The sequence below is a fragment of the Bradyrhizobium sp. 26S5 genome, from assembly GCF_036923295.1.
Taxonomy (GTDB): domain Bacteria; phylum Pseudomonadota; class Alphaproteobacteria; order Rhizobiales; family Xanthobacteraceae; genus Bradyrhizobium; species Bradyrhizobium septentrionale.
This window is the reverse complement of sequence record NZ_CP145948.1, coordinates 2,265,384-2,290,843: the sequence shown is the minus strand read 5'-3', so window position 1 is coordinate 2,290,843 and position 25,460 is coordinate 2,265,384. Positions and strand designations below refer to the sequence as shown.

Here is a 25,460-nt window from a genome sequence, read left to right as displayed (position 1 = left end):
ATATTGTGGCGCGAGATTCCGGGTTCGACGCTTCCGCGTCGCCCCGGAATGACTGCGTCACTTCCCCGTGAACCTCGGCTTGCGCTTTTCTGCGAAGGCCTTGACGCCTTCCTTGAGATCTTCGCTGTCTCTGACTTCATCGAGCAACCGCCGCGCATCGGCAACGGTTTCGAGAGGTCCCTTCGGCATGGCCTCGCGCGCCAGCTTCTTCAGCGCGCGGACCACCAGCGGCGCATTGCCGGCAATTTTCGCGGCCATCTCCTGCGCCATCACGACGTGCTGACCTTTCGGCGCGACCTTGTTGACGAAGCCGATCTGGAAGGCGCGCTCCGCCGACATTTCCTCGCCGACCAGCAGAAATTCCATCGCAATCTTGTGTGGCATCCGTGCCATCACCGATGACACGCCGCCCGCGGTGGTGCCGATCTTTCCCTCGGGATAGATGAAACGTGTCGTCTCCGACGCCACGCACAGGTCGGCCATCTGGACCAGCACGAAGGCGCCACCCACGACCCAGCCCGACGTCGCCGCGATCACGGGCTTGTCGAGTTCGACACCAAGGCCCGGCACGGCGTGCCACATGTTGGCGGGGAGATCACCGACATCAGCGCCGACGGAGAAATATTTCTCCTCGGCGGAGGCCAGCACCGCGACGCGGTCATCGCTGTCGCGAAAGCGCAGCCAGGCATCGCGCAACTCCGTACACAACGCGTCGTTGAGCGCGTTGTGCTTCTCGCTGCGCGCCATCGTGATGGTCGCGACGTAATCCGCGCTCTCGTAGCGAACGAGCGTCATGCTGGCCTCCCCTGGTTTTGTTATTATTGTCTTTCGTCGCGGCCGCGCCGCGACGTTATTTCTTCTCGTCGGGATGCCGGTGCACCGGATCGACCCACAGCACGGTCTCCGGCTTCTCGATCGGCTCGATGTCGAGATTGATCGCGACCGCCTCACCGTCGGAGCGCACCAGCACGCATTCCAGCACCTCATCGCGGCTGGCGTTGATCTCCTGGTGCGGCACGTAAGGCGGTACGAAGATGAAATCGCCGGGACCGGCTTCGGCGGTGAACTGCAGCTTCTCGCCCCAGCGCATCCGCGCCTTGCCCTTCACGACATAGATGATGCTTTCGAGATGGCCGTGATGATGTGCGCCGGTCTTGGCGTCCGGCTTGATGCTGACGGTGCCTGCCCACAGTTTCTGGGCGCCGACGCGGGCGAAATTGATCGCGGCCTTGCGGTCCATGCCGGCGGTCGACGGCACATTCGGGTCGAGCTGATTGCCGGGAATCACGCGGACGCCGTCGTGCTTCCAGCGCTCGTCGTCGTGATGGTGATGATCGTGGTCATGGGTGTGATCTTGGGGATGGGTGTGATCGTGGGAACCGCTCATCGTTCTTGCTCTCGTTGGTCAAGTTCGTGCAAGGAACGCTACCGAAAAGCGCGAGCGCAGGCGAGCGGAAAATCGGAACGTTCCGGCGCGGCCGCGCGTTGCCCTGCGAAGCTTTAGCCGCGCGGGCGCGGATGTGCCAGCACGCCCGGATGTGCCAGCACATCCGGATTGACCACATCGGTCGGCGCACCGGCGGCGTAGGCCAATATCTGATCGAAGATGTCGGTGAACTGGATCTGGTATTCGTCGCGTGAGACGTATCCGAGATGCGGCGTGCAGACCACATTATCCATATTGAGCAGCGGGTCTGCGGTGTCGCGCAGCGGCTCCTTTTCGTAGACGTCGATCGCGGCCATGCCGGGCCGGCCGGCGAGCAGCGCATCGACCAGCGCGCCGGGCGCGATCAGCGGCGCGCGGCTGGTGTTGACGATCAACGCGGTCTCTTTCATCCGCGCGAGGTCCTCCGCCTTGACGATGCCGCGCGTCGCGTCGACCAGCCGCATATGCAGCGACAGCACGTCGCAGCGGGCAAAGAAATCAGCCTTGCTGGCTGATGTCTCGTAACCGTCGGCGCGCGCCTTGGCCATCGCCGGCTCGCGGGCCCAGACCAGCACGTTCATGCCGAATGCCTTGCCGTAGCCCGCGACCACGGCGCCGATGCGGCCGTAGCCGTAGATGCCGAGCGTCTTGCCGCGCAGCGTGTGGCCGACGCCGATCTGCCACTTGCCGGCCTTCAGCGCCGCCATCTGCTGCGGGATCGCGCGCATCGCGGCGAGGATCAGGCCCCAGGTGAACTCGGCGGTGGCGTAGGACGGGGTGTCGGCATGCTGGCCCGACGACACGATGATGCCGAGCCGCGTGCAGGTGTCGATATCGATATGCGGATAGACGCTGCGCTGGCTGATCAGCTTCAGCTTCGGCAGCCGCTCGAGCAGCGGCGTGCGGATCTGGGTGCGTTCGCGGATCAGCACCAGCACGTCGGTGTCGCGCAGCCGTTCGGCGAGCGCATCGACGTCCTGGACGTGATCGTTCCAGATCGTGACGTCGTGGCCGTCAAGCTTGCGGAAACAATCGAGGGTGCGCAGCGTGTCGAAATAATCGTCGAGGATCGAGATCTTCATCGCTGCGCCCTCTCTTGTTGTGGGCCGTTACGTCACGCCCGATTATTTCACGCCAAGCAGCTCGACATCGAACATCAGCGTCGCATTCGGCGGGATCACGCCGCCGGCGCCGCGCGCGCCATAGCCGAGATCAGGCGGGATGATCAGCGTGCGCTTGCCGCCGACCTTCATGCTGGCGACGCCCTCGTCCCAGCCCTTGATCACATGACCCTGGCCGATCGGAAACTCGAACGGCTCGTTGCGATCGACCGAGGAGTCGAATTTCTTGCCCTTCTGGCCGTTGTCGTAGAGCCAGCCGGTGTAGTGCATGACGCAGGTCTGGCCGGGCTTCGGCGAGGCGCCGGTGCCGACCTTGCTGTCGATGATCTGGAGGCCTGAGGCTGTGGTCATGGGCTTTCCTGCAGTTTGGGCCGTTGCCGTCCCGCTGACAACGGACGTGGAGACCGCCGCCGCAAGTCCGGCGAACGCAGTCTTGATGATCGTGCGTCGGGAAGATCGCATCTTGCACCTCTCGTGAAGAACGGCCGTCTCTAGCCCAGCGCAGAGCAATTCCCTAGCCATTTTTCAGTGACCGGCTATGCCGCCATCGCGGTCCAGCGCGAAATCGTCGAGCAATGGCGAGGTGCCGCCCGCGACGAGATCACCGATCAATTGCGCGGCCAGATAACTGAAGGTAATGCCGTTGCCGCCATAGCCATACGCGGCATAGACACCCTTCGCGCCGGGGACCGGGCCGATCAGCGGCAGGCCGTCGCTGGTGGTGTCGAACGTCCCGGCCCAGCGGTATTCGATCTCCGTTGCCGCGAACGGCCAGAGCGCGGCGAGACGTTGCGCGAGCCGCCGCGACTTCTCCGGGATCAGGCGGTCGCGCGCATCGGGCGCGATGATCTCCTCACTGTCCTCGCCACCGATGATGATGCGCCCCGCCGGCGTCGTGCGTGCGTAGAGATAATCCTTCGCGTTCTCCCAGATCAGCGCGCCATCCTTCCAGATGTTCTGCGGCTGCGGCGTGGTCGCAATCGCCCAGCTCGAGGACACGGCCTGGACCTTCGACCGAACGATATCCGGCATCACGTAGCCGGTCGCCAGCACGACGGCCCTCGCGGCAATTTCGTGGCCATCCTCGAATCCCACCGTGACTGCGGCACCTGCCGGATCGAATACCACGGCCTCCGCATCGAACTGCCGCGCACCGCGCGTGACCGCGAGGTGGAGCAGACCGCGGGCAAGCTGGAGCGGATCGGCATCCGCCGCGCCAGGCGAGACGATCGCGCCGGCGCGCGCCATTCCGTAGGTCTCGAGCAGTTGTCCATGATCGAGGAAGTCGCCGGGCAGGCCGGCGCGGCGGCGGAGCCGATGCTCATCGAGCAATTCGGCTACGGAGCTGCCGGCCGCCAGATAGAGCGAGCGCTTGTTTCTGATCTCTCCCGGCAGCTTGTGGTCACGAACCAGCGAGATCAGGCCGGTCACGGCATCGAGGCTTGCCCGATAGGCACGCGCAGCCCGCTCGAAGCCGTACATCGCCGTCAGTTCGACAAGCGGACGGTCGATCTCCCACAACAGCATCGAGGTGCTTGCCGCAGTGCTGCCGCGGCCGGGGTGCTCACGGTCGACGATGACGACGTCGAGCCCCTGACGGGTCAGGCGCTCGGCGACCAGCGAGCCGGTGATGCCGGCGCCGACGATAAGCGCATCGCAGGTGAGATTTTCCGATAGCGCGGGACGCGGCGGTGGCGTTGCGGCGACAAACCACGGCGAGATGCCGCCGCGCAAATCGGCCTGGTCAGTATCATCTGAATCGAGGGAACGGATGACGGGCCTCGCGGGGAAGGGCTTCCAGCACCAACCCCCGCGACAACACCTTGTTCCGCCGGTCCAGCTTCGCCGGCCGCGACAATCAGTAGCCGAGCGCGCAGCCGTCCTTGCGTGGATCGGAGCCGCCGGTCAGCGTGCCCTTGTCCCAATCGATCCAGATCCCCTGGCCACCGCCGAGCGGCGCGACCACGCTGGTGGTCTTGTGGCCGATCTTCTTCAGGCCTTCGACGATCTCCGCCGGCACGCTATCCTCGAGCTGGTAGACGCCCTCGTAATGCAGGCCGCGCGGCATGTCGATCGCCTCCTGCACGTCACAGCCATAGTCGAGCATGTTGGTCAGCACATGGGTCTGGCCGACCGGCTGGTACTGGCCGCCCATCACGCCGAACGGCATCACGGCACGGCCGTTCCTGGTGGCCAGCGCCGGGATGATGGTGTGCAGCGGACGCTTGCCCGGCGCGATGCAATTCGGATGACCGGGCTGGATGCGGAAGCCGCCGGCGCGGTTCTGCAGCAGGACGCCGGTCTTGTTGGAGACGATCGCCGAGCCGAACGAATGCGCGATCGAGTTGATGAACGAGCAGACGTTGCGGTCCTTGTCGACCACCGTGATGTAGACGGTTGACGGATTCATCGGCGGCGCAACGTTGGGCAGATCGAGCAAGCCATCCATCCGGATGTTCTTGATGTGCTCGTCGGCGAACTCCCTGGAGAGAATGCCGGCGACGTCGACATGCGCGTGCTGGGGATCGCCGATGTACTGCTCGCGCATCATGTAGGCGATGCGGGCGGCTTCGGCCTCGAGGTGGAAGCGCTCGATGCTGAGCGGCTTGAACTTCGTCAGGTCGAAGCGCGACAGGATGTTGAGCATGACCAGCATGGTGATGCCCGGTCCGTTCGGCGGGCACTGCCAGACGTCGTGGCCCTTGTACATCGTGCCGATCGGCGAGGTCGCCTCGGTCGAATGCGCGGCAAAGTCCTCCAGCGTATGCAGGCCGCCGATGCCGCGCAGCGTGTCGACCATGTCGGCGGCAATCTCGCCGCTATAGAAGGCATCGCGGCCCTTTTGCGCAATCGCGCGCAGCGTCTTGCCGAGCTCGGGCTGCCGGATCACGTCGCCGGCGACCGCAGGCTTGCCATGCGGCAGCAGATAGCGCTCGGTATTGGTGCCGTTCTTCAGCTTCTCAAAACCGTTCTTCCAGTCGAAGGCGATGCGCGGCGCGACCACGTAGCCCTCTTCGGCGGCCTTGATCGCCGGCTGCAGCAGCCGGTCGAAGCCGAACTTGCCGTGATCCCTGAGGATGACGTCCCAGGCGTCGATTGCGCCGGGAATGCTGACGGCATGCGCCGAGGTCAGCGGCACCGAATGGATATTGCGTTCGAGGTACCAGTCGGCGGTGGCCGCCATCGGCGCCCGGCCGCTGCCATTATAGGCCGTGATCTTGCCCTCGCCCTTCGGCTGGATCAGCGCAAAGCAGTCGCCGCCGATGCCGGTCGATTGCGGCTCGATGACGCCGAGCAGCGCGCAGGCCGCGACCGCCGCATCGGCAGCCGTACCGCCCTCGCGCATCACCTCGATCGCCACGAGCGCCGCCTCCGGATGCGAGGTCGCGACCATCGCGTTCTGGGCGTGGACCGTGGAACGGCCGGCGAAATGGAAATTCCTCATGGCGGAGAGCTCGCTTGATCGTGATGTTCTGATGCTGCTGCGGCGGATGGATGCCAAGTACATGGCACATTCATCCCCGGCAGGGCAATGCCTGGCATGCCAGAGGAATTATCCCGATAACGCATGGCTTTGCGGGGTTTCGCGGACCTGACCGGCCTGATAAACCCCGGCCATGCCGTTCAAGGTCGCCGCCTTCTACCAGTTCGCCGCGCTGCCCGATTTCCGCGCACTGCGCGAGCCGCTGCGCGGGCTCTGCGCGGGGCTCCACATCAAGGGCAGCGTGCTGCTCGCCCATGAGGGTATCAACGGCACCATTGCCGGCACCGGCGACGGCATCGATGCCTTCGTCGCGGAGCTCGGGCACGGGCCGCTGTTCGGCGGCCGCCTCGACAATCTCGAGCTGAAATACTCCGAAGCCGCGCAGATGCCGTTCCAGCGGCTCAAGGTCCGGCTGAAGAAGGAGATCGTGACGCTCGGCGACACCACGATCGATCCGACGCGCCAGGTCGGCACCTATGTCGACGCCGCCGACTGGAATGCGCTGATCGCCTCGCCCGACATGCTGGTGCTCGACACCCGCAACGCGTTCGAGGTCGCGATGGGCAGCTTCGAAGGCGCGGTGGATCCCAGGATCGCGAGCTTCGGTCAGTTCAAGGAATTTGCCGCCCGTCATCTCGATCCCGGGAAGCACCGCAGGATTGCGATGTTCTGCACCGGCGGCATCCGCTGCGAGAAGGCCAGCGCCTATCTGCTCGCGCAGGGGTTTGCCGAGGTCTATCACCTCAAGGGCGGCATTCTGAAATATCTCGAGGAAACTCCACAGCAGGACAGTCGCTGGCGCGGCGACTGTTTCGTGTTCGACGAGCGCGTCGCGCTCGGCCACGGCCTGCGCGAGCGCGAGCGCGAACACGCGGGTGCCGTCGATGAATGATGCTGCAAGGCTGAGCGAACGGGTCGATGCGCTGGAGGTCCGCCTGACCTACCAGGACGAAGCCATCGAGACGCTGAACCAGACCATCACGGCGCAGTGGAAGCAGATCGACGCGCTGATGCGCCAGGTCGCCGAGTTGCGCGACCGGCTTCAGGAGGCCGAACGCCAAGGGCCCGGGCCCGCCAACGAGCGCCCACCGCATTATTGACCGATGCCGCCGCAATGCGGCGGCGGCGGATTACATGTTGTTCACCTGCCGGACCGGCTTCGCGCCGGCGAAGAACAGGCTCGACAACCGCTGCACCATCGCCGTCGCGCGACTTCCTTCGAGGCCCGGGCGGACACACAGCAGGCGCTTCTGCACCGGAAGCTCCGGCAGATAATAGTCCTTCGCCGAAACCAGGAAGGGCGGGATCATCCGCTCGGGGCACGCGGTCAGGCCATATCCGGCCCGTGCGGCTTCCAGTCGCAGCTGGTGGTTCGGGCTCCTGAACACGATCTTGTAGGAGATGTTGTGCTTGGTGAGCGTCCGGATCATCCAGTCGTCACCCGGCCACGCCAGGATCGGGATCGGCGCGCCGGGCCGCAGCACAAAATCGCGTGAACGCACCCACACCGAGCGTTCGTCGGCCTCGGCGGCGATCGTCACCTCGTCCTCGTTCTCGAGCGAAGGATTGCTATAGACGAAGGCGATATCGATGTAGCCGTCGATCAATCCTCTGATGACGGCCGGCGACATGTCCGCGTGAAGCAGGACGTCGGCGAGAGCCTCGGCCGGATGAAGCTTGAGGAATTCCTCGGCGAGCATCGTGCTGATTCCGAGCCGCAGCGGCTGCGGTCCCTCATGACTGCCGCCCAACCGAAGCAATTGATCGTTGGCTTCGAGTATACGCCTTGCCTGCTGCACGGCGACCTTGCCGAGCTCGGTGGTTGTGGTGCCGTTTGCCGTTCTGACGAAGAGTGCGCCGCCGATCAGGCTTTGCAGTCGCTTGACCTGGGAACTGATCGCCGGCTGGCTGAGGCCGAGACGTTCCCCAGCCTTCGACAGGCTTCCCGTCTCAGCGATCGCAACGACGGTGCGGACGATCTCAGTAGGAATATTCAGATGCTGGCGTGGTCTGTGCATCGCGAGCGCTCCAATCTCAGCACGGGACGCAATTCCGATCTCCATAGTATGTGATTCAGCTATACTAACATTTGGTTGCACTTTCGTTTAGCTACAATTTGCCGCGACGGCACTTCTATTGCAGGCCATATGTATTGTTACGTGCATTTCCACGTAGAGCTACGGTATCGGATAACTGCATCTGCACACGCACGCGCCACCGCAGCAGCATCGAACCCCGGATTTCTGCGGAGACAGCATCAAATATTGTGATCACCCCATAAGGCATCGCGCGCCCGATCAATCCTGGTGCTGCCATTCATCTGAATTGACGTCACTGATTCGCGGAAGCGTTTTCATAGTTTTCCTTAATCAAAGCCTCGCAACGTGACGCGGTAGTTTGCGTCTCGAGGTGTTCCATGCCCAGGTTTTTTCGCTGTCGAAGCGGCGCGTCTGCGGTCGAATTCGCGCTCATGCTGCCACTTTTTCTCGCCTTCATTTTTGGCATCATCGTTTTCGGCTCGTATCTCGCGATGGTGCATGGCGTTCAGCAACTCGCCGCCGAAGCGGCGCGGTCGTCTATCGCAGGAATGACCGACACCGAGCGCAACAGCCTCGCGACGAGCTACGTCACCGCCAACGCATCCACCTATCCGTTGCTCCTTCCCGCAAATCTCACGGTCAATGCCGCGCCGTCGCCGGCGAACGCGAACGTCTACGTGGTGACGGTCAACTACAACGCGGCCGGCAACTTCATCTACAGCCTGCCTTTCGTACCCAAGCCCGCGAGCACCATCGTCCGCTCCGCGGCGATTCAGTACGGAGGATTCTAGGATGACGGCCATGCTGATGCTGATGCGGCGCTTCGGCGCCGACGAACGCGGAAACTTCGCGATGATCAGCGCCGGCCTGATGACGCTCGTGATCGGATGCGCCGGGCTTGCAATCGACCTCGGCACGATCTTCGCCGACCGGCGCAAGACCCAGAGCACCGCCGATCTCGCCGCAATCGTCGCCGCCGCCAACCTGAACAATCCGGTCAACGCCGCCACCGCGACGGTGACACAGAACAACTATCCGGCCAGCGCGGTGGTCAAGGTTGAGACGGGGACCTACACCGCAAACAGCGCCGTCGCGCCACAGGCCCGTTTCGTGACCCCGGCGGTCGGCACTCCCAACGCCGCGCGCGTCACGCTGAATACCCAGACCCCGCTCTATTTCGCGCGCTACATCACCGGCGCGAGCAGCTTCACGATCAGGACCACCGCCACCGCGACGTCGACCGAAATGGCGTCGTTCGCGATCGGCTCGCGGCTGCTCTCGGTCAACGGCGGCGTGCTCAATGCGATGCTCGGTTCGATGCTCGGCACCACGCTGTCGCTCTCGGTGATGGACTACAATTCGCTGATCAGCGCGAAGATCGACGCGCTGGATTTCCTGTCGGCGCTGGCGACCCGGGTCAACCTGACCGGCGTCACCTATAGCGACCTGCTGAGCAGCAACATCAAGGTCGGCGACATCATGGCGGCCGCGCTGACCACGCAGCAGATCGCCAACGGCGCGGGCGCCGCGACGACCGCGCTGTCGACGATCTCCCAGGCCGTCACCGGCTCCTCAACCAAGATTACGCCTGGAACACTGGTCGACCTCGGCCCCTTTGCCAACCTGACGGTCGGGCAGAAACCCAAGGTTGGCGCCAGTATTTCGGTATTCGACCTCGTTAGCACCGTGGCGCAGATCGCGAACGGGAACCATCAGATCGCAACCTCGGTCAATCTCGGCCTGCCCGGCATCGCCAACGTTTCCGTGATCGCAACGATCGGCGAGCGCCCGGTCGGCTCGAGCTGGATCGCGATGGGCACCCAGGGCGTGAGCGTGCACACCGCGCAGACCAGGATCCTGGCGACGGTCAATGTTCTCGGCTCCGGCGCCGTTTCCGCGATCAACCTCCCGGTCTATGTCGAGGTCGCCTCGGGCACCGCGACGCTCAACGCGGTGTCCTGCGGCCATCCGAACATCAACACGTCGCAGGTGACGGTCGGCGTGACACCCGGGATCGTGGATGCATGGATCGGCAATGTCACGATGGCCGATATGACCAACTTCACGACCAAGCCAAACCCACCACCGGTGACGCTGGTCAATCTCGGTCTCGTCACCGTCACCGGCCTCGCCCATGCCGGCATGGGCAACACCACGCCGACCAACGTCAATTTCAGCTACAGTGACATCCAGTCGGGAACCAAGAAGACGGTGACGACGACCAACTTCCTTACATCGCTGACGAGCACGCTGCTCGGCAACCTCTCGCTCACGATCACCGTCGGCCCGCTCGGGCTTCCGATCCCGGGATTGGGCGCGCTGGTCATGAGCATCCTGAATGGCGTGACGAGTCCAATCGATCAGGTGCTGGCATCCCTGCTCGCGACGCTCGGCATCGGGCTCGGCCAGGTCGACGTTTGGGTGCTGGGCGTCCGCTGCGACGGCGCGGTGCTGGTGAACTAAAGCATGATCCGGAAAAGTGCCAAGAAAAGTACCAGGCGGTTTTCCGAAGAGACCATGCTCAAACAAGGGGCGAAAGCGCGATGACGATTCAACCAAATCTCATCGCGCTTTAGGGGAACGATCGCGACCGCATCGATCGGGGGGTAGGAGACTGCCGTGAGTACAACAATAAGAAGATACAAGACGGACAGCCAGCGTACGGTATTGATGAAGCGCGGAACCATCTTCTTCCGCAACACCAGCGTCGGATGCGTTGTGCTCAATCTCTCGACCGGCGGCGCGGGGCTCGCGGTGGAAAGCGACGATGCACTCCCGTTTGCGTTCGATCTCGAGATCGAGAGCGAGCCGATCCAGCGGCACTGCATTCTGGTCTGGCGTCTGGAGCGCCGGCTCGGCGTGACCTTCGAATATGACCGGATGCAGCGCCCCGAAGGCGGCCCCATCTAGTCTGTCCCGACGATCACAAGATCGGGGCGGCTTCGTGGTCCGCTTCGAGCCACCGCCGCGCCGCTACCCGTTCGCCGCGCGGTTGAACCCAACTCGCATCGTGGTTAGCAACCGCTGGCATATACCAGCTAATTGTCCCGATTGCCGTCGTGCTTCGACGGCGCCGGCTGCGTCGCGCTGACCGGATCGGAGGCCGGGAACGTATCCTCCAATCCCTCCTTGAGCCGGCTGCGGGCCTTGCGGTCGGCAGCCTGCGCCTCGTGCGGCTTCTCGGCATGCTTGTCATGTGCGGCAGGATCGAATTTCTCGGCCATGTCGTCCCTCCATTCTCCGGAACAACGCGCCCAAGCAAACCGGGGTTCCAGAACCGCCTTGGCCCATTGCGTCGCAGCGTGTATCAGGGGCGCAAATTTGACCTGATCAGGAACTTTCCGCGTGCCCCAGGATTCCGCAAAGAAGCCGCTCATCGACGTCCTGTCGGGCCACCGGCAGCCCGTGCCGCCGCTCTGGATGATGCGGCAGGCCGGCCGCTATCTGCCGGAATACCGCGAGTTGCGCGCCAAGGCCGGCGGCTTCCTTGATCTGTGCTTCACGCCCGAATTCGCGGCCGAGATCACCCTGCAGCCGATCCGCAGGTTCAATTTCGACGCCGCGATCATCTTCTCCGACATCCTGGTGATCCCCTATGCGCTCGGGCGTTCAGTGCGCTTCGAGGCCGGCGAGGGGCCGCGGCTCGATCCGCTGGCAACCCCCGGCGAGATCGCGGCGCTGGCGACCCAGGCCGATTTCGGCAAGCTCGAGCCGGTTTTCGAAGCGCTGCGCCGCGTCCGCCGCGAGCTTGCGCCTGACATCGCGCTGATCGGCTTCTGCGGCGCGCCATGGACGGTCGCGACCTACATGGTGGCCGGACAGGGCACGCCGGACCAGGCGCCCGCGCGGATGCTCGCCTACCGCCATCCGGAGGCATTCGCTCAAATCATCGACGTCCTGGTCGAGAACTCGATCCACTATCTCGTCGGCCAGCTGAAGGCCGGCGCCGATTGCCTGCAGATCTTCGACACCTGGGCCGGCGTGCTGCCGCCACGCGAGTTCGCCCGCTGGTCGGTCGAGCCGACCCGGCGCATCGTTGCCGGGGTGCGCAAGCAGGTCCCCGGTGCCAGGATCATCGGCTTTCCGCGCGGCGCCGGCGGCATGCTGCCGGCCTATATCGACCAAACCGGCGTCGATGCGGTCTCGATCGATTGGGCAACCGAGCCGTCGATGATCCGCGAGCGCGTGCAGAGCCGCGTCGCCGTGCAGGGCAATCTCGATCCGCTGGCGCTGATTACCGGCGGCGCCGCGCTCGACCGCGCGGTGGACGATGTGCTGGAGAATTTCGGCAAGGGGCGGCTGATCTTCAATCTCGGCCACGGCATCCTGCCGGAGACGCCGATCGCCCATGTCGAACAAATGGTCGCGCGGGTACGCGCGCATAAGGGCTGAGGCTCCTGTAGCCTACTCTATCACCGTCACCCTGAGGAGCGCGCCCTTGCGCGCGTCTCGAAGGGTCGACGGCCCCGGACCTCTCCGAGTTGATGGAGCGGGGCCGTTCATCCTTCGAGGCTCGCAAGTGCTCGCACCTCAGGATGACGGGTCGAGATATTACCTCGCATCCTCCAAAATCATATCCGAGGCCTTTTCCGCGATCATGATCGTCGGCGCGTTGGTATTGCCCGACATCAGGTCCGGCATGACCGACGCATCGACCACGCGCAGGCCATCGACGCCGCGCACCTTGAGCCGCTGGTCGACGACGGCGAGCGGATCGTTGCCCATCCGGCAGGTCGAGGTCGGGTGATAGACCGTGCTGCCGGTGCGGCGGCAGAAATCCAGCAGGTCGTCGTCGCTGACCACCTTGGCGCCGGGATCGACCTCTCCGACCGAGTATGACTTCAGCGCCGGCGCGGCCAAAATCTTGCGCAGGATGCGGATGCCGTCGATGAAGGCGCGGCGATCGGTCTCGGTCGCCAGATAGTTGATGCGGATTTCCGGCGGCACGCTCGGGTCCGCGCTCCTGATCTTCAGCGAGCCGCGGCTTTCCGGGCGCAGCTGGCAGACCGAGGCGGTGAAGCCCGAGAACGGATGCAGCTTCTCGCCCATCTTGTCGGTCGAGAACGGCAGGAAGTGGATCTGGATGTCGGGCGACGCCAGCCGCGGGCTGGTCTTGAAGAACGCGCCCGACGTGCCGGCGGCAATCGTCAGCGGCCCCTTGCGCAGCGCCGCGTAACGCAGCCCGGCCATGACGCGGCGCACCGGATGGTTGATAACATCGTTCAGCGTGACGGTCTGCGCGCAGCGCGTGACGATGCGCACCTGCATGTGGTCCTGCAGGTCGTTGCCGACACCGGGCGCATCGAGCACGATGTCGATGCCGTGCTGTTTCAAGAGATCGGCGGGGCCGACACCGGAGAGCTGCAGCAATTGCGGCGAGTTGTACGCGCCGCTCGACACCAGGATCTCCTTGCGCGCCTTGGCTCTTCGCAAGAGACCGTCCTGCTTGTACGCGACGGCGCTCGCGCGCTTGCCGTCGAACAGGATGCGCTGCGCCAGCGCCGAGGTCTCGACATGCAGATTGCCGCGCGTCAGTGCAGGCCGCAGATAGGACCGCGCCGTGCTGGCGCGCCGGCCGCGCCGCGTCGTGGTCTGGAAGAAGCCCGCGCCCTCCTGGGTCGCGCCGTTGAAATCCGGATTGGTCGGAATGCCGACCTCGGCCGCGGCATGAACGAAGGCTTCCGACAGCGGATCGTGATGCCGCCAGTCCGATACCGGCAGCGGTCCACCCGCGCCGTGGTACTTGTCGCCGCCGCGCTGTTGATCTTCCGCCTTCCTGAAATAGGGCAGGACGTCGTCATAGCCCCAGCCGGCATTGCCGCGCTGGCGCCAGCGGTCGTAGTCCTCGTGCTGGCCGCGGACATAGAGCAGGCCGTTGATCGAGCTGGAGCCGCCGAGCACCTTGCCGCGCGGCTGGAACACCTGCCGCCCGTTGAGACCCGGCTCGGGCTCGGTCTGGTACATCCAGTTGACGGATTTTTCCTTGAACAGCTTGCCGTAGCCGAGCGGGACATGGATCCAGATGTTGGTGTCCTTTGGCCCGGCCTCGAGCAGCAGCACCGAGTGCTTGCCGTCGGCGCTCAGGCGGCTGGCAAGCACGCAACCGGCCGAGCCGGCACCGACGATGACGTAGTCGAATTCGGCCGCATCATTCTTGTTGTTCACTGGTTTCCCCCGGCAATTCTTTTTCCCCGGAATCTCTTTCTTCCGGTGGTACAGAGAAAGCGCCGCCTTGAAAAGCCTAGCGCCCTGCGCTGAGGTTCTGGAGCAGTTGCTCGACAAGCATATTGAGCTCGCCGGCACCGCCGGCGGCACCGAAGACGTAGCGGTCGGGCCGGACGATCACCGCCGCGGCGCCATGTTGCCGCATCCAGTCTGCGAACAGGCCGTCGCGCTCGACCACGGTCAAAATACCGTTGGCATCGCTGCTGTCACCCGATGTGGTGATGACGACGCGCTCAGCTGAGAGACGCTGCCACCCGGCACAGGACGTCTCCGACAGCCATGCCATCGGCTCTGCCGCCGCCGTCACGATCGCAAACTCCGGCTTGAGCAGATCGTCGAGCCGGCAGGTCCGCCCGGCCGGCGCACGCACATGCGGCTGCACGAACAGCCGCCCGGCAAGATCGGCATCGCGCGCGATCAGACCGGAGACGAGATCGGGGATGAATTTCTGCCTGATGGTTTCGGCCTTGCCGGCCTTCAGGTCGGCACGCAGCCGCACGTCGCGCTCGGCGGCAGCCTCAGGATCGAGTTCGCCGATGATCTTGCCGAACTCCTTGGCGCTGGCGACGACGGCGCGGACATGCGGCTTGCGCTCGACCTCGTAGCTGTCGAGCAGCGCCTCGTCGGCATCGCCACGGAGAACCAGCCTCAGCTTCCAGGCAAGGTTCACGGCATCGCGGATGCCTGCGCACAGCCCTTGCCCGAGGAACGGCGGCGTCTGGTGCACGGCGTCCCCCATCAGCAGTACGCGGCGGTCGCGCCAGCGCTCGCCGAGCAGCGCGTGGAAACGATAGACCGCCGAGCGCCAGATCGTGAGGTCGGAGATGTCGGTGAAGCCTTTCAGCAGCTTCACGACGTTGTCGGGCATGCCGGCCAAATCGGGATCCTCGCCCGGCAACAGCTTGATCTCCCAGCGCCGCAGATTGCGCGGCCCCGGCACAAAGGTGCCGGGTCGCGACGGCCAGCAATACTGGAAACTCCGGGACGGCCGTTTGGCGGGCTCGCTGGTCAGCGTGTCCACCACCATCCACCATTCATCGAAGGCGAGGTCTTCCAGGCCGATGCCGAGCCGCTTGCGCACAAAACTGTTGGCGCCATCACAGCCGACCAGATAGCGCGCGCGGATCAAGAACTCCTCACCGGACTCGCGCCGCGCCGTCAGCGTCACCGCGTTCTCATCCTGCTGCAGCGCCACGCCGGCGGCCGCAAGGAGAACGTCGGCATGCGGATATTCGGCGAGCTTGTCGCGCAGCGCCTGCTCGACATCCGGCTGCACGAAGGTGACGTTCGGGATCCAGCCGAGCGGAAACGGCGGCGGCATCGGGTCGAAGATCTTGATGATCTCGCCGTCGACGCCGAGATAGTGCGAGCCGTTGTGCGGCGCGATCGCCTGCTCCATGAAATCGCCGAGCCCGATCGCCTGCAGCACGCGCAGTGCCTCATGATCGAGCGTGATCGCGCGCGGCTTGTCGTAGATGTCGGCGACGCGCTCGACGACGGCGATTCGCAAGCCGGCTTTCGCGAGCAGATTGGCGAAGATCGCACCGACCGGCCCGAGCCCGACGATGGCGACGTCATAGATGCGATTCGCGACTGAGAGTGCCATGCTACTTCGCGAGGTAACTCTCGAGCGTCAGCGGCTTCGGTTTCACCTCTGGCTCGCGGATCGCGACATCGGCGAACGGTGTCGCCTCCTCGAACCAGGCCTGCCGCGCCGGCAGTCCCCATGGAAACGAGATTTTGTGGTCGGAGGGATCCCAGCCGATCGGCTCGCTCTCGATGTCCATGATCTGGTAGTGCGTGTTGAACAGCTCGACGCGATGCCCGTCGGGATCGCGCATGTAGACATACATCGCGTGTCCCGGCCCGTGCCGCCCCGGGCCGCGTTCGACCGCAGCGCCATAGCCGAGCTCGCCGGCGATATCGCAGGCGTTGAGCAAATGATGAACCTCGGGCGCGAGATACGCGAAATGGTGCAGCCGCGGTCCCGCCCCATTGAAGAACACCATGTCGTGCGGATTGCCCTTGCGCTGCAGGAACACGCCGCGCAGATCGAACGTGCCGGCCGGCGCGATATATTCGCTGAGCCGAAAGCCTGCGGCGGTGTAGAACTCGCACGCCTTGCGCACCTCCGGCGTCAGCACCTGCGTGTGATCGAGCCGCAGCGCCGAGCCGCCGGCATGGCGGGTGAATCTGGTGATCATGCGCGGCACCACCGGCATCGTCGCGCAGAACTCCAGCGGCGTGCCGGCCGGATCGCTCGCCTGCAGGGTGCGGCCCTGATGCGGCACATCGACCCAGGCCGCGTAGCATCCATGCGCCTCGAAGAAGGCCTTGAGCCGGTCGAGGTCATCGTCCTGGAAGACCCGCAGGCCGAGCCGCGCGCAGACGGCGCCTTCGCCCTTGCGCAACACCAGGCTGTGATGACAGGCCTCCTCGACCCCGCGGAAATAGAGCGCATCGCCCTCCTCCGCGGTCAGGATCAGCCCGATCACCTTTTCGTAGAACTGCCGGCTCGCCACGAGATCACGCACGGTCAGGACGACATGGCTGGCCCGCGTGATACGGAACCCGGGATCGTGGTTCGTGGTCGGGAGGCTCATGCGCACCTTCTGGTTTGCCGTCGCGGGAACCAAAGACATTGCTCAAGTCATTGCGAAAAACCCGCGGGGGATCAAGCAGCGTGGCGCCCGGCAGGCTTGGCCGTCTCGTGACGTCGCGTCACGCATTTGTATCGATTTGTTAGCAATGCCCGCCGGTGGAACCAAAACGTGAGCCCGCGGTGGCTCGGTCCGGTCCAATAGTTCATAGTTTGTCAAAGGTTTGCAGAGAATTCTTCGCCACTGCGCGATGGCCAGACCGCGCAGCAATGTAGCGAGATGCGTACCCAGCTGAGATCATATTTCGCGACCTTGTTCGCAGGCGACCTTGCGGCCTTCGGTGCACCACCGACGGATGAAGCGCTTGCCGGTCACATCCGCGCCGAGCAGGTGTCGCTCGTCCTCGGCTATTCCTTCGGCATCATGCTGGCCAACGCCTGCAACGCGCTGGTGCTCGCCGTTGCATTGTGGCAATCGCCGGATTGGGCCTTCGCGCTGATCTGGGCCGCCGCCGTGAGCAGCGCAGCGCTGTTCTTCGGCCTGCAAGCGCGCGCAGCGCGCCGCATCGCCAAGCCGCAATTCGTGTCGCGCCGAACCATGTACCGGCTGGTGCGCAATGCGCTGGCGCTCGGAGCGGCCTGGGGCGTCGTCCCGGTCGCCTTCTTCGCCAACGCGTCGAGCGGCGCACAATTGGTCATCACCTGCCTGTGCGCCGGCATGCTGGCCGGCGGCGCCTTCGCCTTCTCCACCATCCCGATCGCCGCGATTGCATTCACCGCACCAATCTTCGTCGGCACCGCGATGTGCCTCGGCCGGGACGGCGACTTCGTCTATCTCCTGCTGGCCGTCCTCGTTCTGGTCTACGGCTCCGTGCTGCTGCGCGGCGTGTTCGTCAATGCGTTCGAGTTCAGGCGGCGGATCATCGCCCAGCACGAGGCCGAACGGACCGTGCGGCAGGATCCGCTGACGCATCTGCCAAACCGCGTCGCCTTCAACGAGGCGCTCAACGGCGCGTTGAACCGGCTGGCGCGCTCGGGCGAGGAATTCGCCGTGCTGCTGCTCGATCTCGATCGCTTCAAGGAGGTCAACGACAGGTTCGGCCATCCCGCGGGCGACGAATTCCTGGTGCAGGTTGCGGCCCGGTTGCAGCGCTGCACGCGCGCGGCCGAGCATGTCGCGCGGATCGGCGGCGATGAATTCGCGCTGATCATGTCCAACCTGACCAGGCCCGAGGATGCGCTCGCGATCGCCGAGCGGTTCGTCGCGGCCTTTGCCGATCCGTTTACGATCGACGGGTTCGAGATCAACGGAATGCTCAGCATCGGCATCGTGCTCGCGCCGCGGGACGGCAGCACGTCGCACGATCTGCTCAAGCACGTCGACATCGCGCTCTACCGGGGGAAGAAATCCGGTCCCGGCACCATCTGCTTCTTCGAGGCCAGCGACGACGAGTCGGCACGCGACCGCCGCGCCCTGCAGCGGGATCTGGAACATGCCATCGAGGCGGACCAGTTGTTCCTCGTCTACCAGCCGTTCCTCGACATCCGCAAAGGCCGCGTCACCGGCTTCGAGGCGCTGTTGCGCTGGCAGCATCCGACGCGTGGCCTGATCCCGCCGAGCGTCTTCATTCCGATTGCCGAGGAGAGCGGGCTGATCCACCAGCTCGGCGAATGGGTGATCCGCCGCGCCTGCGCGATGCTGGCGCGCTGGCCTGATGACATCAGGATCGCGGTCAACTTCTCCGCGGTCCAGTTTCAGAACGTCGGCATCCTGCAGACCATCGTCGACGCGCTTGCCCAGACCAACGTCGCGCCCCACCGGCTCGAGATCGAAATCACCGAATCGATGCTGATCTCGAAATACGGATCGGCGCCCGCGATCCTCAACGCGCTGCTCGAACTCGGCCTGACGGTCGCGCTCGACGATTTCGGCACCGGATTCTCGTCACTGACCTATCTGCGCAAGCTGCCGTTCAGCCGCATCAAGATCGATCAATCCTTCATCCGGGACATGCTGACCCAGCCGGATTGCGCCGCGATCGTCAAATCAGTGATCGGCCTCGCGCAGGACCTGCAGATCGGCGTGGTGGCCGAAGGCGTCGAGACCGCGGATCAGCTCGAATATCTGCGCCAGACCAGTTGCGACGAAGTTCAGGGCTATCTGATCGGCCGGCCGATGTCGGCCAGCGAGATCACGGCCCTGCTCGATCACGATCCGCAGCACTCGGTGCACGCGGCGTAGCCCTGATCGAATGCCGTGACCGGTCGAGCCTGTTAGAGCGCGTCGGCCCGATGCAGGGTGTCGACCGTGATGGTGCCGCGGGCACGCGAGACGCACGCGCAGATCTTGCGGCTCTCCTGCTTCTGGTGGTCGCTGAAGAAGACGTCGCGATGGTCGATTTCGCCGTCGACATCGACGACATCGATCGCGCAGACGCCGCATTCGCCGCGCCGGCAGTCGCTCATCACCTCATGGCCGGCCTCGTTGAGCACGTCCAGCAGCGAGCGGTCGCGCGGGACCACGAATTCGGTCCCCAGTTCGGTCCCTTGGCCCCTGAGCCGGACGCGGAACGCCTCGGTCGGCAGCAGCCCGCTCGATCCGAAGGTCTCGTAGCGCAAATCAGACAGCGGGCGACCGGACGCCTCCCAGGCGCGCCGCGCCGCATCCAGCATCCGCATCGGGCCGCAGAACAACGCCATCGTCTCCGGCGGCAACGCCGCGAACACACTGTCGAGGTCGAGCCGGCTGCCCTCGTCGCCGGCATGAACGACAAGGCGGTCACCGAGCAGCTGTTCGAGCAGGTCGAGGTACGCCGCATCGCTGCGCGTGCGTACGGCATAGTGCAGCGTCACGCCGGCGTCGTGGCGGGCCAGCGCCTGCGCCGCGCCGACGATCGGCGTGATGCCGATGCCACCCGCGATCAGGCAGAACTGTCGCCGCGTCCAGTCGAGCTGGACCAGCGAGGCCGGCAGCGTGATGGTGAGCCGCGCCCCCGGCGCGAGCGACCACATATAATGCGAGCCGCCGCGGGAATCCGGCGCTCGCCGCACCGCGATCCGATAGCCTTGCGGATCGACTTCGCCGACCAGCGAATAGGACCGTGTTTGCGGCTGGCCTTCGATGGTGACGCCGACATTGATATGGCTGCCGACGGGGTAAGGCGCGGCAGCAAAGCCGTCGGGGCGCAGCAGGAATTCGCGGATGCCGGGCGTGAGGTCGTGCGTCGCGAGCAGCGTGGCGGAGGTCCAGGTTTCGATGAATCGCATGGTACGCTCCGCTCAGCCGGCCGCCGAATTGATCAGCGCCAGCGCCGGCAGCAGATCGAGATGGGTGCGGTTGCGCAGCGCCAGCCGCAGATTGCGCGCCGCAAGCCGGGCATGCTCGCGCATGATCGCCTCGGCGCGCGCGCCCTCGCGGTTCTCGATGGCGTCGACCACCACGCGATGATGGTCCTGCGCAATCAGCAGGATCTGGCGCGCCTCGGGCAACGCCGATTGCGCCATCACGAAGCCGCTCGGCGAGGCGAACGGCAGCGCCGAGGCGCGGTCGATCTGCCGGATCAGCGGCGGACTGCGCGACAGCTCGGTGAGCAGCGCGTGGAAGCGCGCGTTGAGCGCGACATAGGACGAAAAGGCTTCCATCGAGATCGGATCCTGCCGCACCAGGCCGTCGATCTCGCTGAGGCATTGCTTCAGCGGCTCGAGATCGCGCGACGAGACGCCGCGCTCGGCGGCAAAGCGTGCAGCCAGCCCCTCGAGCGTGCCGCGCAGCTCGATCGAATCGAGAATGTCGCGCTCGGAGAATGCCTTGACCATGAAGCCGCCGGACGGGATCGCCTCCAGCAGGCCTTCCTCCTCCAGCCGGACCAGCGCCATCCGCACCGGCGTGCGCGACACCCCGGTGATCTCGACCGCCTGCAGTTCCGAGATGCGCTCGCCCGGTCGCAGCCGGCCGGAGAGAACCAGGTCGCGCAGCGCAAGCTGCGCCCGCACGGTCTGCGACACTGAGCGATCGGCTTCGCGTTCCGCCATGGCTTGGCCTACTCCGCCGCCTGCAGCTGCTGCGGCGGATTTTCCTTCGCCACCATGCGGTCGATGACCCGCCGCGCCCACATCGCGCCGGCATCGATGTTGAGATTGTAGAACACGCGGTCCGGATTCTCGTCCATCGCGCGCTGCTGCGCCTCCAGGATGATCTCGTCCTCGTGGAAGATGCCGGCGACGCCATCGCGGATTTCCGAGGTCAGGCGCTGCTCGGTGATGCGGTGATTGCGGACGAAGGCCCAGAAATAATGACAGGTCTTCTCGGTCTCCGGCGTGATGGTGTTGAGCACATAGCCGTTGACGCCCTGCGAGCGATCGCCCTCCGGCGCGCCCGATCCGGCCGGAGCAACGCCGACGTCGATATTGACGGTGCACGGCGCCTCGAAGCGGATGATCTGCCAGCGATCGACCGGGCCCGGCCTCTCGAGCTGCTTGGCCCAGAACGGCGGCGGCTCGATGCCCTGCATCCAGCGCGTCACGGTGACGGTCTTCTCGCCATGGGTGACGTCGAACGGCGCTTCGGCGACTGCCTCATTGCCGATGCTCGAACCATGCACGAAGGTCTCGTGCGTCAGGTCCATGAGATTGTCGACGACCAGGCGATAGTCGCATTTGACGTGAATGGTCTTGCCGTCGCCGGCCCAGGCCGGATCGTGGTTCCAGTGCATGTCGGGCACCAGCGCGGGATCGGCCAGCGCGGGATCGCCCATCCAGAGCCAGATGAAGCGGTGGCGCTCGACGACGGGATAGGCGCGCACGCAAGCCGACGGATTGATGGTCTCCTGCGAGGGCATGAAGGTGCAGCGGCCCTGCGCATTGTATTTCAGGCCGTGATAGCCGCAGACCACGGTATCGCCATCGAGCCGGCCCTTGGAGAGCGGCACCAGGCGATGCCAGCAGGCATCCTCAAGCGCCACGACCTCGCCGTCGCCCTTCCGGTACATCACGACATGCTTGCCGCAGATCGTCCGCGGCAACAACGCGTGCTTGATCTCGGCATCCCAGCCGGCCGCGTACCACGCGTTCATTGGAAAGGGCTTTTGCACGCTATCCTCCCTAATCTGAATTCTATCTGTATACATTATCTCCGATTGTCCGGCAAGTTTTGTGAAATCTTCACCGAAATCCATTATCTCAGTATACATAACTGCACTATTAGACCAATCCGGCACATAAAATCGATTTTCGATTGACGGCAAAAAGGCCGTCGGCCAGTCTGCCGGCCATGAACATAGGGTTGAGTTTTCGCGAGGGCTTGGCCGGCGACGGGCCGCGAAGCCTGACATCGGCGGTTCAGGAGCGGCTGCGGGCCGACATCCTGTCGACCCGGCTGCTTCCCGGCCAGAAGCTGCACATCGCCGGCCTCGCCAAGCAGTTCTCGGTCAGCCTCGCCGCGGTCCGCGAGGCGTTGTCACGATTGGTGGCCGACGGCCTGGTGCAGGCCTCCGACCAGCGCGGCTTCCGCGTCTGCCCGGTCTCGCTCGCCGATCTCGCCGACGTCACGCAGACCCGGATCGACATCGAGGGACTGGCGTTGCGGCGCTCGATCGAGCGCGGCGACCAGGCTTGGCTGCACTCGGTCTCGGCCGCCTGGGAGTCGCTGAAGGCCGTTCCCCATCGCTATCCCGACGATCCGACCGTGCACTATGAGGAATGGGTGGTCCGTCATCGCGTTTTCCATCGCGCGCTGGTCAATGCCTGCGGCTCGCAATGGCTGCTCGGCTTCCGCGATGTGCTGCATGAGCAGAGCGAGCGCTATCGGCGGCTTTCGATCCGCCGCGAGGTCGGCAGGACGCGCGACGTCGAAGCCGAGCACGCCGCGATCGTGGAGGCCGTCTTGGCACGCGATGCGGATGCGGCCGTTCGCGCATTGTCAAAGCATTTTGGCATCACCAGGGAATTCGTCGAGCTCGCCGCTCCGCGCATTGCGGAGGTCAACGGCACCACCTGATTCTGCGGAGCGCGACGCGACGAAAATAACAACAATCGATAATCCGGGAGAAACAGAACCATGAGCATCACGCGCCGCCGCGCGCTGGCAACCCTGATCGCCACCACTGTGCTGGCTGGCCCCGCCTATGCTGCCGAAACGATCCGCGTCGGCCTGCCCACCAAGACCTATTGGCCGACGACGATCGCCGAGACCGCGGTCCGGCAAAAACTGTTCGAGAAGGAAGGCATCAAGGCCGAGCTGACCGTCTACCGCAGCGGCGCCGAGACCTTCGAGGGCATGGCCGCCGGTGCTGCCGACATCATCCTCGATCCGCCGTCGCTGGTATCAGCCGGCCGCAAGAAGGGCGTGATGTCGCGGATCGTCGCCAATGCCGCGATGGGCAATTTCGGCTGGCAACTGATGGTGCCGGCCAAGTCGACGCTCGAGGTCAAGGATCTCAACGGCAAGAAGGTCGGGATCACCGCAGCAGGCTCCGGCTCCGACCTGCTCGCGCTCTGGACCATCCAGGACAGGAAGATCGATTTCACCCGCGTGCCGGTCGGCGGCGGCGGCCTGGTGCCGAACCTGCTCGCCGGCAATGTCGATGCCGCCGTCGTCTATTCGCCGCTGAGCTTCCAGGTCGCCAAGTCGGGCGAAGCCAAGACCATCCTCGACTATGCGACCGCGGCACCGCCGAACCTCACCGCGGGCTGGATCGTGCTCGACAAGTTCGCCGAGGCCAAGCCAGAGGTGGTCCAGAAGGCCGTCAATGCGCTCTATGGCGCCGTGCAGTTCATGCGCGCCAACCGCGACGTCACCGTGAAGCTGATCGCCGACCTCTACGAGATGCCGGCCGAGATCGCCGCGATGGAATACGACAACACCATCATGAAGCTGGAGACCGACGGCAACATGGGCGCGGCCAATGTGCCGGCGGCGGTGCAGCTCTCGCTCGATCTCGCCAAGCTCGGCGGACTGAAGGACATCGTTCCAGTCGGGGATGTGATCTCGACCAAGTTCAAGCCGGTGCCGACCAAGCCGTAACATGCAGGCCACCCTCGCCATCAAGCTCGCTCGGGTTGCGATCGTGATCGCGATCTTCGCGCTATGGGAGATGCTGTCGCGGACCGGCATCGTCAATCCGCGCCTGCTGCCGTCGGCATCGGACACGCTGATGACGCTCGGCGACCTCCTGCAACGGTCGAGCGTGCGGACCGATCTCCTGGTGACCGCGACCGAAGTGTTGACCGCCTTTGCGCTCGCGGTGCCGATGGGTGCGTTGATCGGTTTCCTGATCGCGGAGAACCGCTATTTTGCCGATGTGGCGAAGCCGCTGCTGTTCTTCGCCTTCAGCATTCCGAAATCGATCTTCCTGCCGATGTTCATCCTGGTGTTCGGCGTCGGCTTTGCGCAGAAGGTCGGGTTCGGATTCTTCTCGACGATCTTCATCGTGATCATGTCGACCACGACGGCGGTAGAATCGGTCAAGGTCGAGCATTTGACGGTGGCCCGCTCCTATGGCGCGACGCGCATCCAGACCGCATTCCGCGTCTATCTGCCGAGCATGCTGCCGGTGCTGCTGGAAGCGCTGCGGATTTCGATGATCTTCAACCTCACCGGCGTGATCCTCGCCGAGATGTACGCCTCGCGCGACGGCATCGGCCACCAGATCGCGACCTGGGGCGAGAATTTCCAGATGAAGCAGCTGCTCGCCGGCGTCGTGATGGTCGCCGCGATCGCCATGACCTTCAATGAACTGATCAGATGGGTGGAAACACGATGCAGCCATTGGCGAACGTGACACCATTGAAGCCGCCGCCGCGCGCCGGCGCGATCGAGGTGAGGAATGTCGGCCAGGTGTTCCGGACCAGGTCGCAGGACGTCGTCGCGCTGGAGGACGTCTCGCTCGACATCAAGCCGGGGCGCTTCGTCGTGCTGGTCGGCCCGAGCGGCTGCGGCAAGTCCACGCTCTTGATGATGATGGCCGGGCTGCGCGCGCAGACCTCAGGCACCATCACCATCAACGGCGCGCCGATCCCGCAGCCCGACCCGAACCGTGTCGGCGTCGTGTTCCAGGAAGCGAGCCTGTTTCCGTGGCTGAGCGCCGAAGACAATGTCGAGTTTCCGCTGGCGCTGCGCGGCGTCGCCAAGGCGGAGCGCCGGGCCAAGGCGCAGGACGCGCTCAAGCTGGTCGGCCTCGAAGGCTTCGGCAAGCGTCACCCGCACGAGCTTTCCGGCTGCATGAAGCAGCGCGTCTCGATCGCGCGCGGCCTGGTGCAGGACCCTCCGGTGCTGTTGATGGACGAGCCGTTCGCCGCGCTCGACGAGCAGACCCGCATGACGATGGGCGACGAGCTGCTGCGGATCTGGGCCGCGACCGGCAAGACCGTCGTGTTCGTGACTCACAGCCTGACCGAGGCGGTCTATCTCGCCGATGAGGTGATCGTGATGTCGCCGCGGCCCGGCCGCATCGTCGATCAGCTGCAGGTCAATTTGCCGCGGCCGCGAACCTACGAGATGCTGAGCGGCGACGCCTTCGGCGCGCTGCGCGACCGCATCTGGCGCCACATCCGCAAATCGGCGTGAGAC

The 25,460-nt window shown here is 64.9% G+C and carries 25 protein-coding genes; 11 read left to right on the top strand and 14 right to left on the bottom strand.

The features are described from left to right. Positions 1–57: 57 nt before the first annotated feature. From V5279_RS10730 to ggt, 6 genes are all read right to left on the bottom strand, one after another. A complete protein-coding gene (locus V5279_RS10730; RefSeq protein WP_338697141.1) occupies positions 58–795 on the bottom strand; it encodes an enoyl-CoA hydratase/isomerase family protein in 738 nt (245 codons plus the stop codon). Between the two features lie 55 nt (positions 796–850). Beyond that, a complete protein-coding gene (locus V5279_RS10725) occupies positions 851–1,387 on the bottom strand; it encodes a cupin domain-containing protein (RefSeq protein ID WP_338697139.1) in 537 nt (178 codons plus the stop codon). 113 nt (positions 1,388–1,500) lie between these two features. Beyond that, positions 1,501–2,508, bottom strand: coding sequence for a D-2-hydroxyacid dehydrogenase family protein (locus tag V5279_RS10720; protein WP_338697137.1), 1,008 nt, complete (start codon positions 2,506–2,508; stop codon positions 1,501–1,503). A 42-nt stretch (positions 2,509–2,550) separates the two neighbouring features. After that, positions 2,551–3,009 carry an FKBP-type peptidyl-prolyl cis-trans isomerase gene (locus tag V5279_RS10715; protein WP_338697135.1) on the bottom strand — a complete coding sequence of 153 codons (459 nt, stop codon included), beginning with the start codon at positions 3,007–3,009 and terminating at the stop codon, positions 2,551–2,553. Between the two features lie 63 nt (positions 3,010–3,072). After that, a complete protein-coding gene (locus V5279_RS10710) occupies positions 3,073–4,281 on the bottom strand; it encodes an FAD-dependent oxidoreductase (protein WP_338697133.1) in 1,209 nt (402 codons plus the stop codon). 124 nt (positions 4,282–4,405) lie between these two features. After that, entirely contained in the window at positions 4,406–5,992 is a 1,587-nt protein-coding gene (gene ggt / locus V5279_RS10705) for a gamma-glutamyltransferase (protein WP_338697131.1), read from the bottom strand. Positions 5,993–6,164: 172 nt separating this feature from the next. Here ggt and V5279_RS10700 point away from each other — a divergent pair, with 172 nt between their 5' ends. Together V5279_RS10700 and V5279_RS10695 are read left to right on the top strand one after the other, a co-directional pair. Beyond that, a complete protein-coding gene (locus V5279_RS10700; protein ID WP_338697129.1) occupies positions 6,165–6,923 on the top strand; it encodes a rhodanese-related sulfurtransferase in 759 nt (252 codons plus the stop codon). Continuing rightward, entirely contained in the window at positions 6,916–7,131 is a 216-nt protein-coding gene (locus V5279_RS10695; RefSeq protein WP_338697127.1) for a SlyX family protein, read from the top strand. Before V5279_RS10700 ends, V5279_RS10695 begins: the two co-directional genes overlap by 8 nt. A 30-nt stretch (positions 7,132–7,161) precedes the next feature. Here the strand turns inward: V5279_RS10695 and V5279_RS10690 are convergent, their stop codons facing one another. Then, on the bottom strand, positions 7,162–8,049 hold the full coding sequence (locus tag V5279_RS10690; RefSeq protein WP_338697125.1) for a LysR family transcriptional regulator: 888 nt from the start codon (positions 8,047–8,049) through the stop codon (positions 7,162–7,164). A 398-nt stretch (positions 8,050–8,447) separates the two neighbouring features. On the opposite strand from V5279_RS10690, the gene V5279_RS10685 reads away from it, so the two are divergent. The 3 genes from V5279_RS10685 (at position 8,448) to V5279_RS10675 (ending at position 10,980) form a co-directional block, all read left to right on the top strand. Beyond that, complete coding sequence (locus V5279_RS10685) at positions 8,448–8,861, top strand: TadE/TadG family type IV pilus assembly protein (RefSeq protein ID WP_338697123.1); 414 nt, start codon at positions 8,448–8,450, stop codon at positions 8,859–8,861. Between the two features lies 1 nt (position 8,862). Further along, on the top strand, positions 8,863–10,533 hold the full coding sequence (locus V5279_RS10680) for a pilus assembly protein TadG-related protein (protein WP_338697121.1): 1,671 nt from the start codon (positions 8,863–8,865) through the stop codon (positions 10,531–10,533). Positions 10,534–10,689: 156 nt separating this feature from the next. Further along, a complete protein-coding gene (locus tag V5279_RS10675; protein ID WP_338697119.1) occupies positions 10,690–10,980 on the top strand; it encodes a PilZ domain-containing protein in 291 nt (96 codons plus the stop codon). 128 nt (positions 10,981–11,108) lie between these two features. Here V5279_RS10675 and V5279_RS10670 read toward each other — a convergent pair whose 3' ends face one another. Next, positions 11,109–11,294, bottom strand: coding sequence for a hypothetical protein (locus V5279_RS10670; RefSeq protein WP_165126033.1), 186 nt, complete (start codon positions 11,292–11,294; stop codon positions 11,109–11,111). A 121-nt stretch (positions 11,295–11,415) separates the two neighbouring features. On the opposite strand from V5279_RS10670, the gene hemE reads away from it, so the two are divergent. After that, on the top strand, positions 11,416–12,462 hold the full coding sequence (gene hemE / locus V5279_RS10665) for a uroporphyrinogen decarboxylase (RefSeq protein WP_338697117.1): 1,047 nt from the start codon (positions 11,416–11,418) through the stop codon (positions 12,460–12,462). A 159-nt stretch (positions 12,463–12,621) separates the two neighbouring features. Here hemE and V5279_RS10660 read toward each other — a convergent pair whose 3' ends face one another. From V5279_RS10660 to V5279_RS10650, 3 genes are all read right to left on the bottom strand, one after another. Then, entirely contained in the window at positions 12,622–14,235 is a 1,614-nt protein-coding gene (locus V5279_RS10660) for a choline dehydrogenase (protein WP_338697115.1), read from the bottom strand. A 76-nt stretch (positions 14,236–14,311) separates the two neighbouring features. Continuing rightward, positions 14,312–15,901 carry a bifunctional 3-(3-hydroxy-phenyl)propionate/3-hydroxycinnamic acid hydroxylase gene (locus V5279_RS10655; protein WP_338697113.1) on the bottom strand — a complete coding sequence of 530 codons (1,590 nt, stop codon included), beginning with the start codon at positions 15,899–15,901 and terminating at the stop codon, positions 14,312–14,314. Between the two features lies 1 nt (position 15,902). Continuing rightward, positions 15,903–16,898: a VOC family protein gene (locus tag V5279_RS10650; RefSeq protein WP_338697111.1), complete on the bottom strand. Its 996-nt coding sequence runs from the start codon at positions 16,896–16,898 to the stop codon at positions 15,903–15,905. A gap of 276 nt (positions 16,899–17,174) precedes the next feature. Here V5279_RS10650 and V5279_RS10645 point away from each other — a divergent pair, with 276 nt between their 5' ends. Beyond that, positions 17,175–19,136 (top strand): putative bifunctional diguanylate cyclase/phosphodiesterase, encoded by a 1,962-nt coding sequence (locus V5279_RS10645; RefSeq protein WP_338697109.1) that lies wholly within the window; start codon positions 17,175–17,177, stop codon positions 19,134–19,136. Positions 19,137–19,168: 32 nt separating this feature from the next. Here the strand turns inward: V5279_RS10645 and V5279_RS10640 are convergent, their stop codons facing one another. Genes V5279_RS10640 through V5279_RS10630 form a run of 3 tightly spaced genes read right to left on the bottom strand, consistent with a single transcriptional unit; the run spans position 19,169 to position 21,984 of the window. Beyond that, positions 19,169–20,161 carry a PDR/VanB family oxidoreductase gene (locus tag V5279_RS10640; protein WP_338697107.1) on the bottom strand — a complete coding sequence of 331 codons (993 nt, stop codon included), beginning with the start codon at positions 20,159–20,161 and terminating at the stop codon, positions 19,169–19,171. 12 nt (positions 20,162–20,173) lie between these two features. Next, positions 20,174–20,926 carry a GntR family transcriptional regulator gene (locus V5279_RS10635; protein WP_166298781.1) on the bottom strand — a complete coding sequence of 251 codons (753 nt, stop codon included), beginning with the start codon at positions 20,924–20,926 and terminating at the stop codon, positions 20,174–20,176. An 8-nt stretch (positions 20,927–20,934) separates the two neighbouring features. Further along, positions 20,935–21,984 carry an aromatic ring-hydroxylating dioxygenase subunit alpha gene (locus tag V5279_RS10630; protein ID WP_338697105.1) on the bottom strand — a complete coding sequence of 350 codons (1,050 nt, stop codon included), beginning with the start codon at positions 21,982–21,984 and terminating at the stop codon, positions 20,935–20,937. Positions 21,985–22,175: 191 nt separating this feature from the next. On the opposite strand from V5279_RS10630, the gene V5279_RS10625 reads away from it, so the two are divergent. From V5279_RS10625 to V5279_RS10610, 4 genes are read left to right on the top strand one after another with little or no spacing between them, the layout of a single operon-like run. Beyond that, positions 22,176–22,889 carry a GntR family transcriptional regulator gene (locus V5279_RS10625; RefSeq protein WP_338697104.1) on the top strand — a complete coding sequence of 238 codons (714 nt, stop codon included), beginning with the start codon at positions 22,176–22,178 and terminating at the stop codon, positions 22,887–22,889. Positions 22,890–22,949: 60 nt separating this feature from the next. Further along, positions 22,950–23,915: an ABC transporter substrate-binding protein gene (locus tag V5279_RS10620; protein WP_338697102.1), complete on the top strand. Its 966-nt coding sequence runs from the start codon at positions 22,950–22,952 to the stop codon at positions 23,913–23,915. A 1-nt stretch (position 23,916) separates the two neighbouring features. Next, complete coding sequence (locus V5279_RS10615; protein WP_338697100.1) at positions 23,917–24,672, top strand: ABC transporter permease; 756 nt, start codon at positions 23,917–23,919, stop codon at positions 24,670–24,672. Further along, entirely contained in the window at positions 24,651–25,457 is an 807-nt protein-coding gene (locus V5279_RS10610) for an ABC transporter ATP-binding protein (RefSeq protein WP_338697098.1), read from the top strand. The genes V5279_RS10615 and V5279_RS10610 overlap by 22 nt, the downstream gene beginning before the upstream one ends. Positions 25,458–25,460 lie beyond the last annotated feature (3 nt).

What these genes read in the sequence shown, in the direction of transcription:
- V5279_RS10655 (WP_338697113.1), bottom strand. Translation starts at nt 15,901, where the DNA reads ATGGCACTCTCAGTCGCGAATCGCATCTATGACGTCGCCATCGTCGGG.
- V5279_RS10695 (WP_338697127.1), top strand. Translation starts at nt 6,916, where the DNA reads ATGAATGATGCTGCAAGGCTGAGCGAACGGGTCGATGCGCTGGAGGTC.
- V5279_RS10635 (WP_166298781.1), bottom strand. Translation starts at nt 20,926, where the DNA reads ATGGCGGAACGCGAAGCCGATCGCTCAGTGTCGCAGACCGTGCGGGCG.
- V5279_RS10670 (WP_165126033.1), bottom strand. Translation starts at nt 11,294, where the DNA reads ATGGCCGAGAAATTCGATCCTGCCGCACATGACAAGCATGCCGAGAAG.
- V5279_RS10610 (WP_338697098.1), top strand. Translation starts at nt 24,651, where the DNA reads ATGCAGCCATTGGCGAACGTGACACCATTGAAGCCGCCGCCGCGCGCC.
- V5279_RS10620 (WP_338697102.1), top strand. Translation starts at nt 22,950, where the DNA reads ATGAGCATCACGCGCCGCCGCGCGCTGGCAACCCTGATCGCCACCACT.
- V5279_RS10640 (WP_338697107.1), bottom strand. Translation starts at nt 20,161, where the DNA reads ATGCGATTCATCGAAACCTGGACCTCCGCCACGCTGCTCGCGACGCAC.
- V5279_RS10615 (WP_338697100.1), top strand. Translation starts at nt 23,917, where the DNA reads ATGCAGGCCACCCTCGCCATCAAGCTCGCTCGGGTTGCGATCGTGATC.
- V5279_RS10685 (WP_338697123.1), top strand. Translation starts at nt 8,448, where the DNA reads ATGCCCAGGTTTTTTCGCTGTCGAAGCGGCGCGTCTGCGGTCGAATTC.
- V5279_RS10720 (WP_338697137.1), bottom strand. Translation starts at nt 2,508, where the DNA reads ATGAAGATCTCGATCCTCGACGATTATTTCGACACGCTGCGCACCCTC.
- V5279_RS10700 (WP_338697129.1), top strand. Translation starts at nt 6,165, where the DNA reads ATGCCGTTCAAGGTCGCCGCCTTCTACCAGTTCGCCGCGCTGCCCGAT.
- V5279_RS10715 (WP_338697135.1), bottom strand. Translation starts at nt 3,009, where the DNA reads ATGCGATCTTCCCGACGCACGATCATCAAGACTGCGTTCGCCGGACTT.
- V5279_RS10680 (WP_338697121.1), top strand. Translation starts at nt 8,863, where the DNA reads ATGACGGCCATGCTGATGCTGATGCGGCGCTTCGGCGCCGACGAACGC.
- V5279_RS10690 (WP_338697125.1), bottom strand. Translation starts at nt 8,049, where the DNA reads ATGCACAGACCACGCCAGCATCTGAATATTCCTACTGAGATCGTCCGC.
- ggt (WP_338697131.1), bottom strand. Translation starts at nt 5,992, where the DNA reads ATGAGGAATTTCCATTTCGCCGGCCGTTCCACGGTCCACGCCCAGAAC.
- V5279_RS10645 (WP_338697109.1), top strand. Translation starts at nt 17,175, where the DNA reads ATGCGTACCCAGCTGAGATCATATTTCGCGACCTTGTTCGCAGGCGAC.
- V5279_RS10725 (WP_338697139.1), bottom strand. Translation starts at nt 1,387, where the DNA reads ATGAGCGGTTCCCACGATCACACCCATCCCCAAGATCACACCCATGAC.
- V5279_RS10650 (WP_338697111.1), bottom strand. Translation starts at nt 16,898, where the DNA reads ATGAGCCTCCCGACCACGAACCACGATCCCGGGTTCCGTATCACGCGG.
- V5279_RS10730 (WP_338697141.1), bottom strand. Translation starts at nt 795, where the DNA reads ATGACGCTCGTTCGCTACGAGAGCGCGGATTACGTCGCGACCATCACG.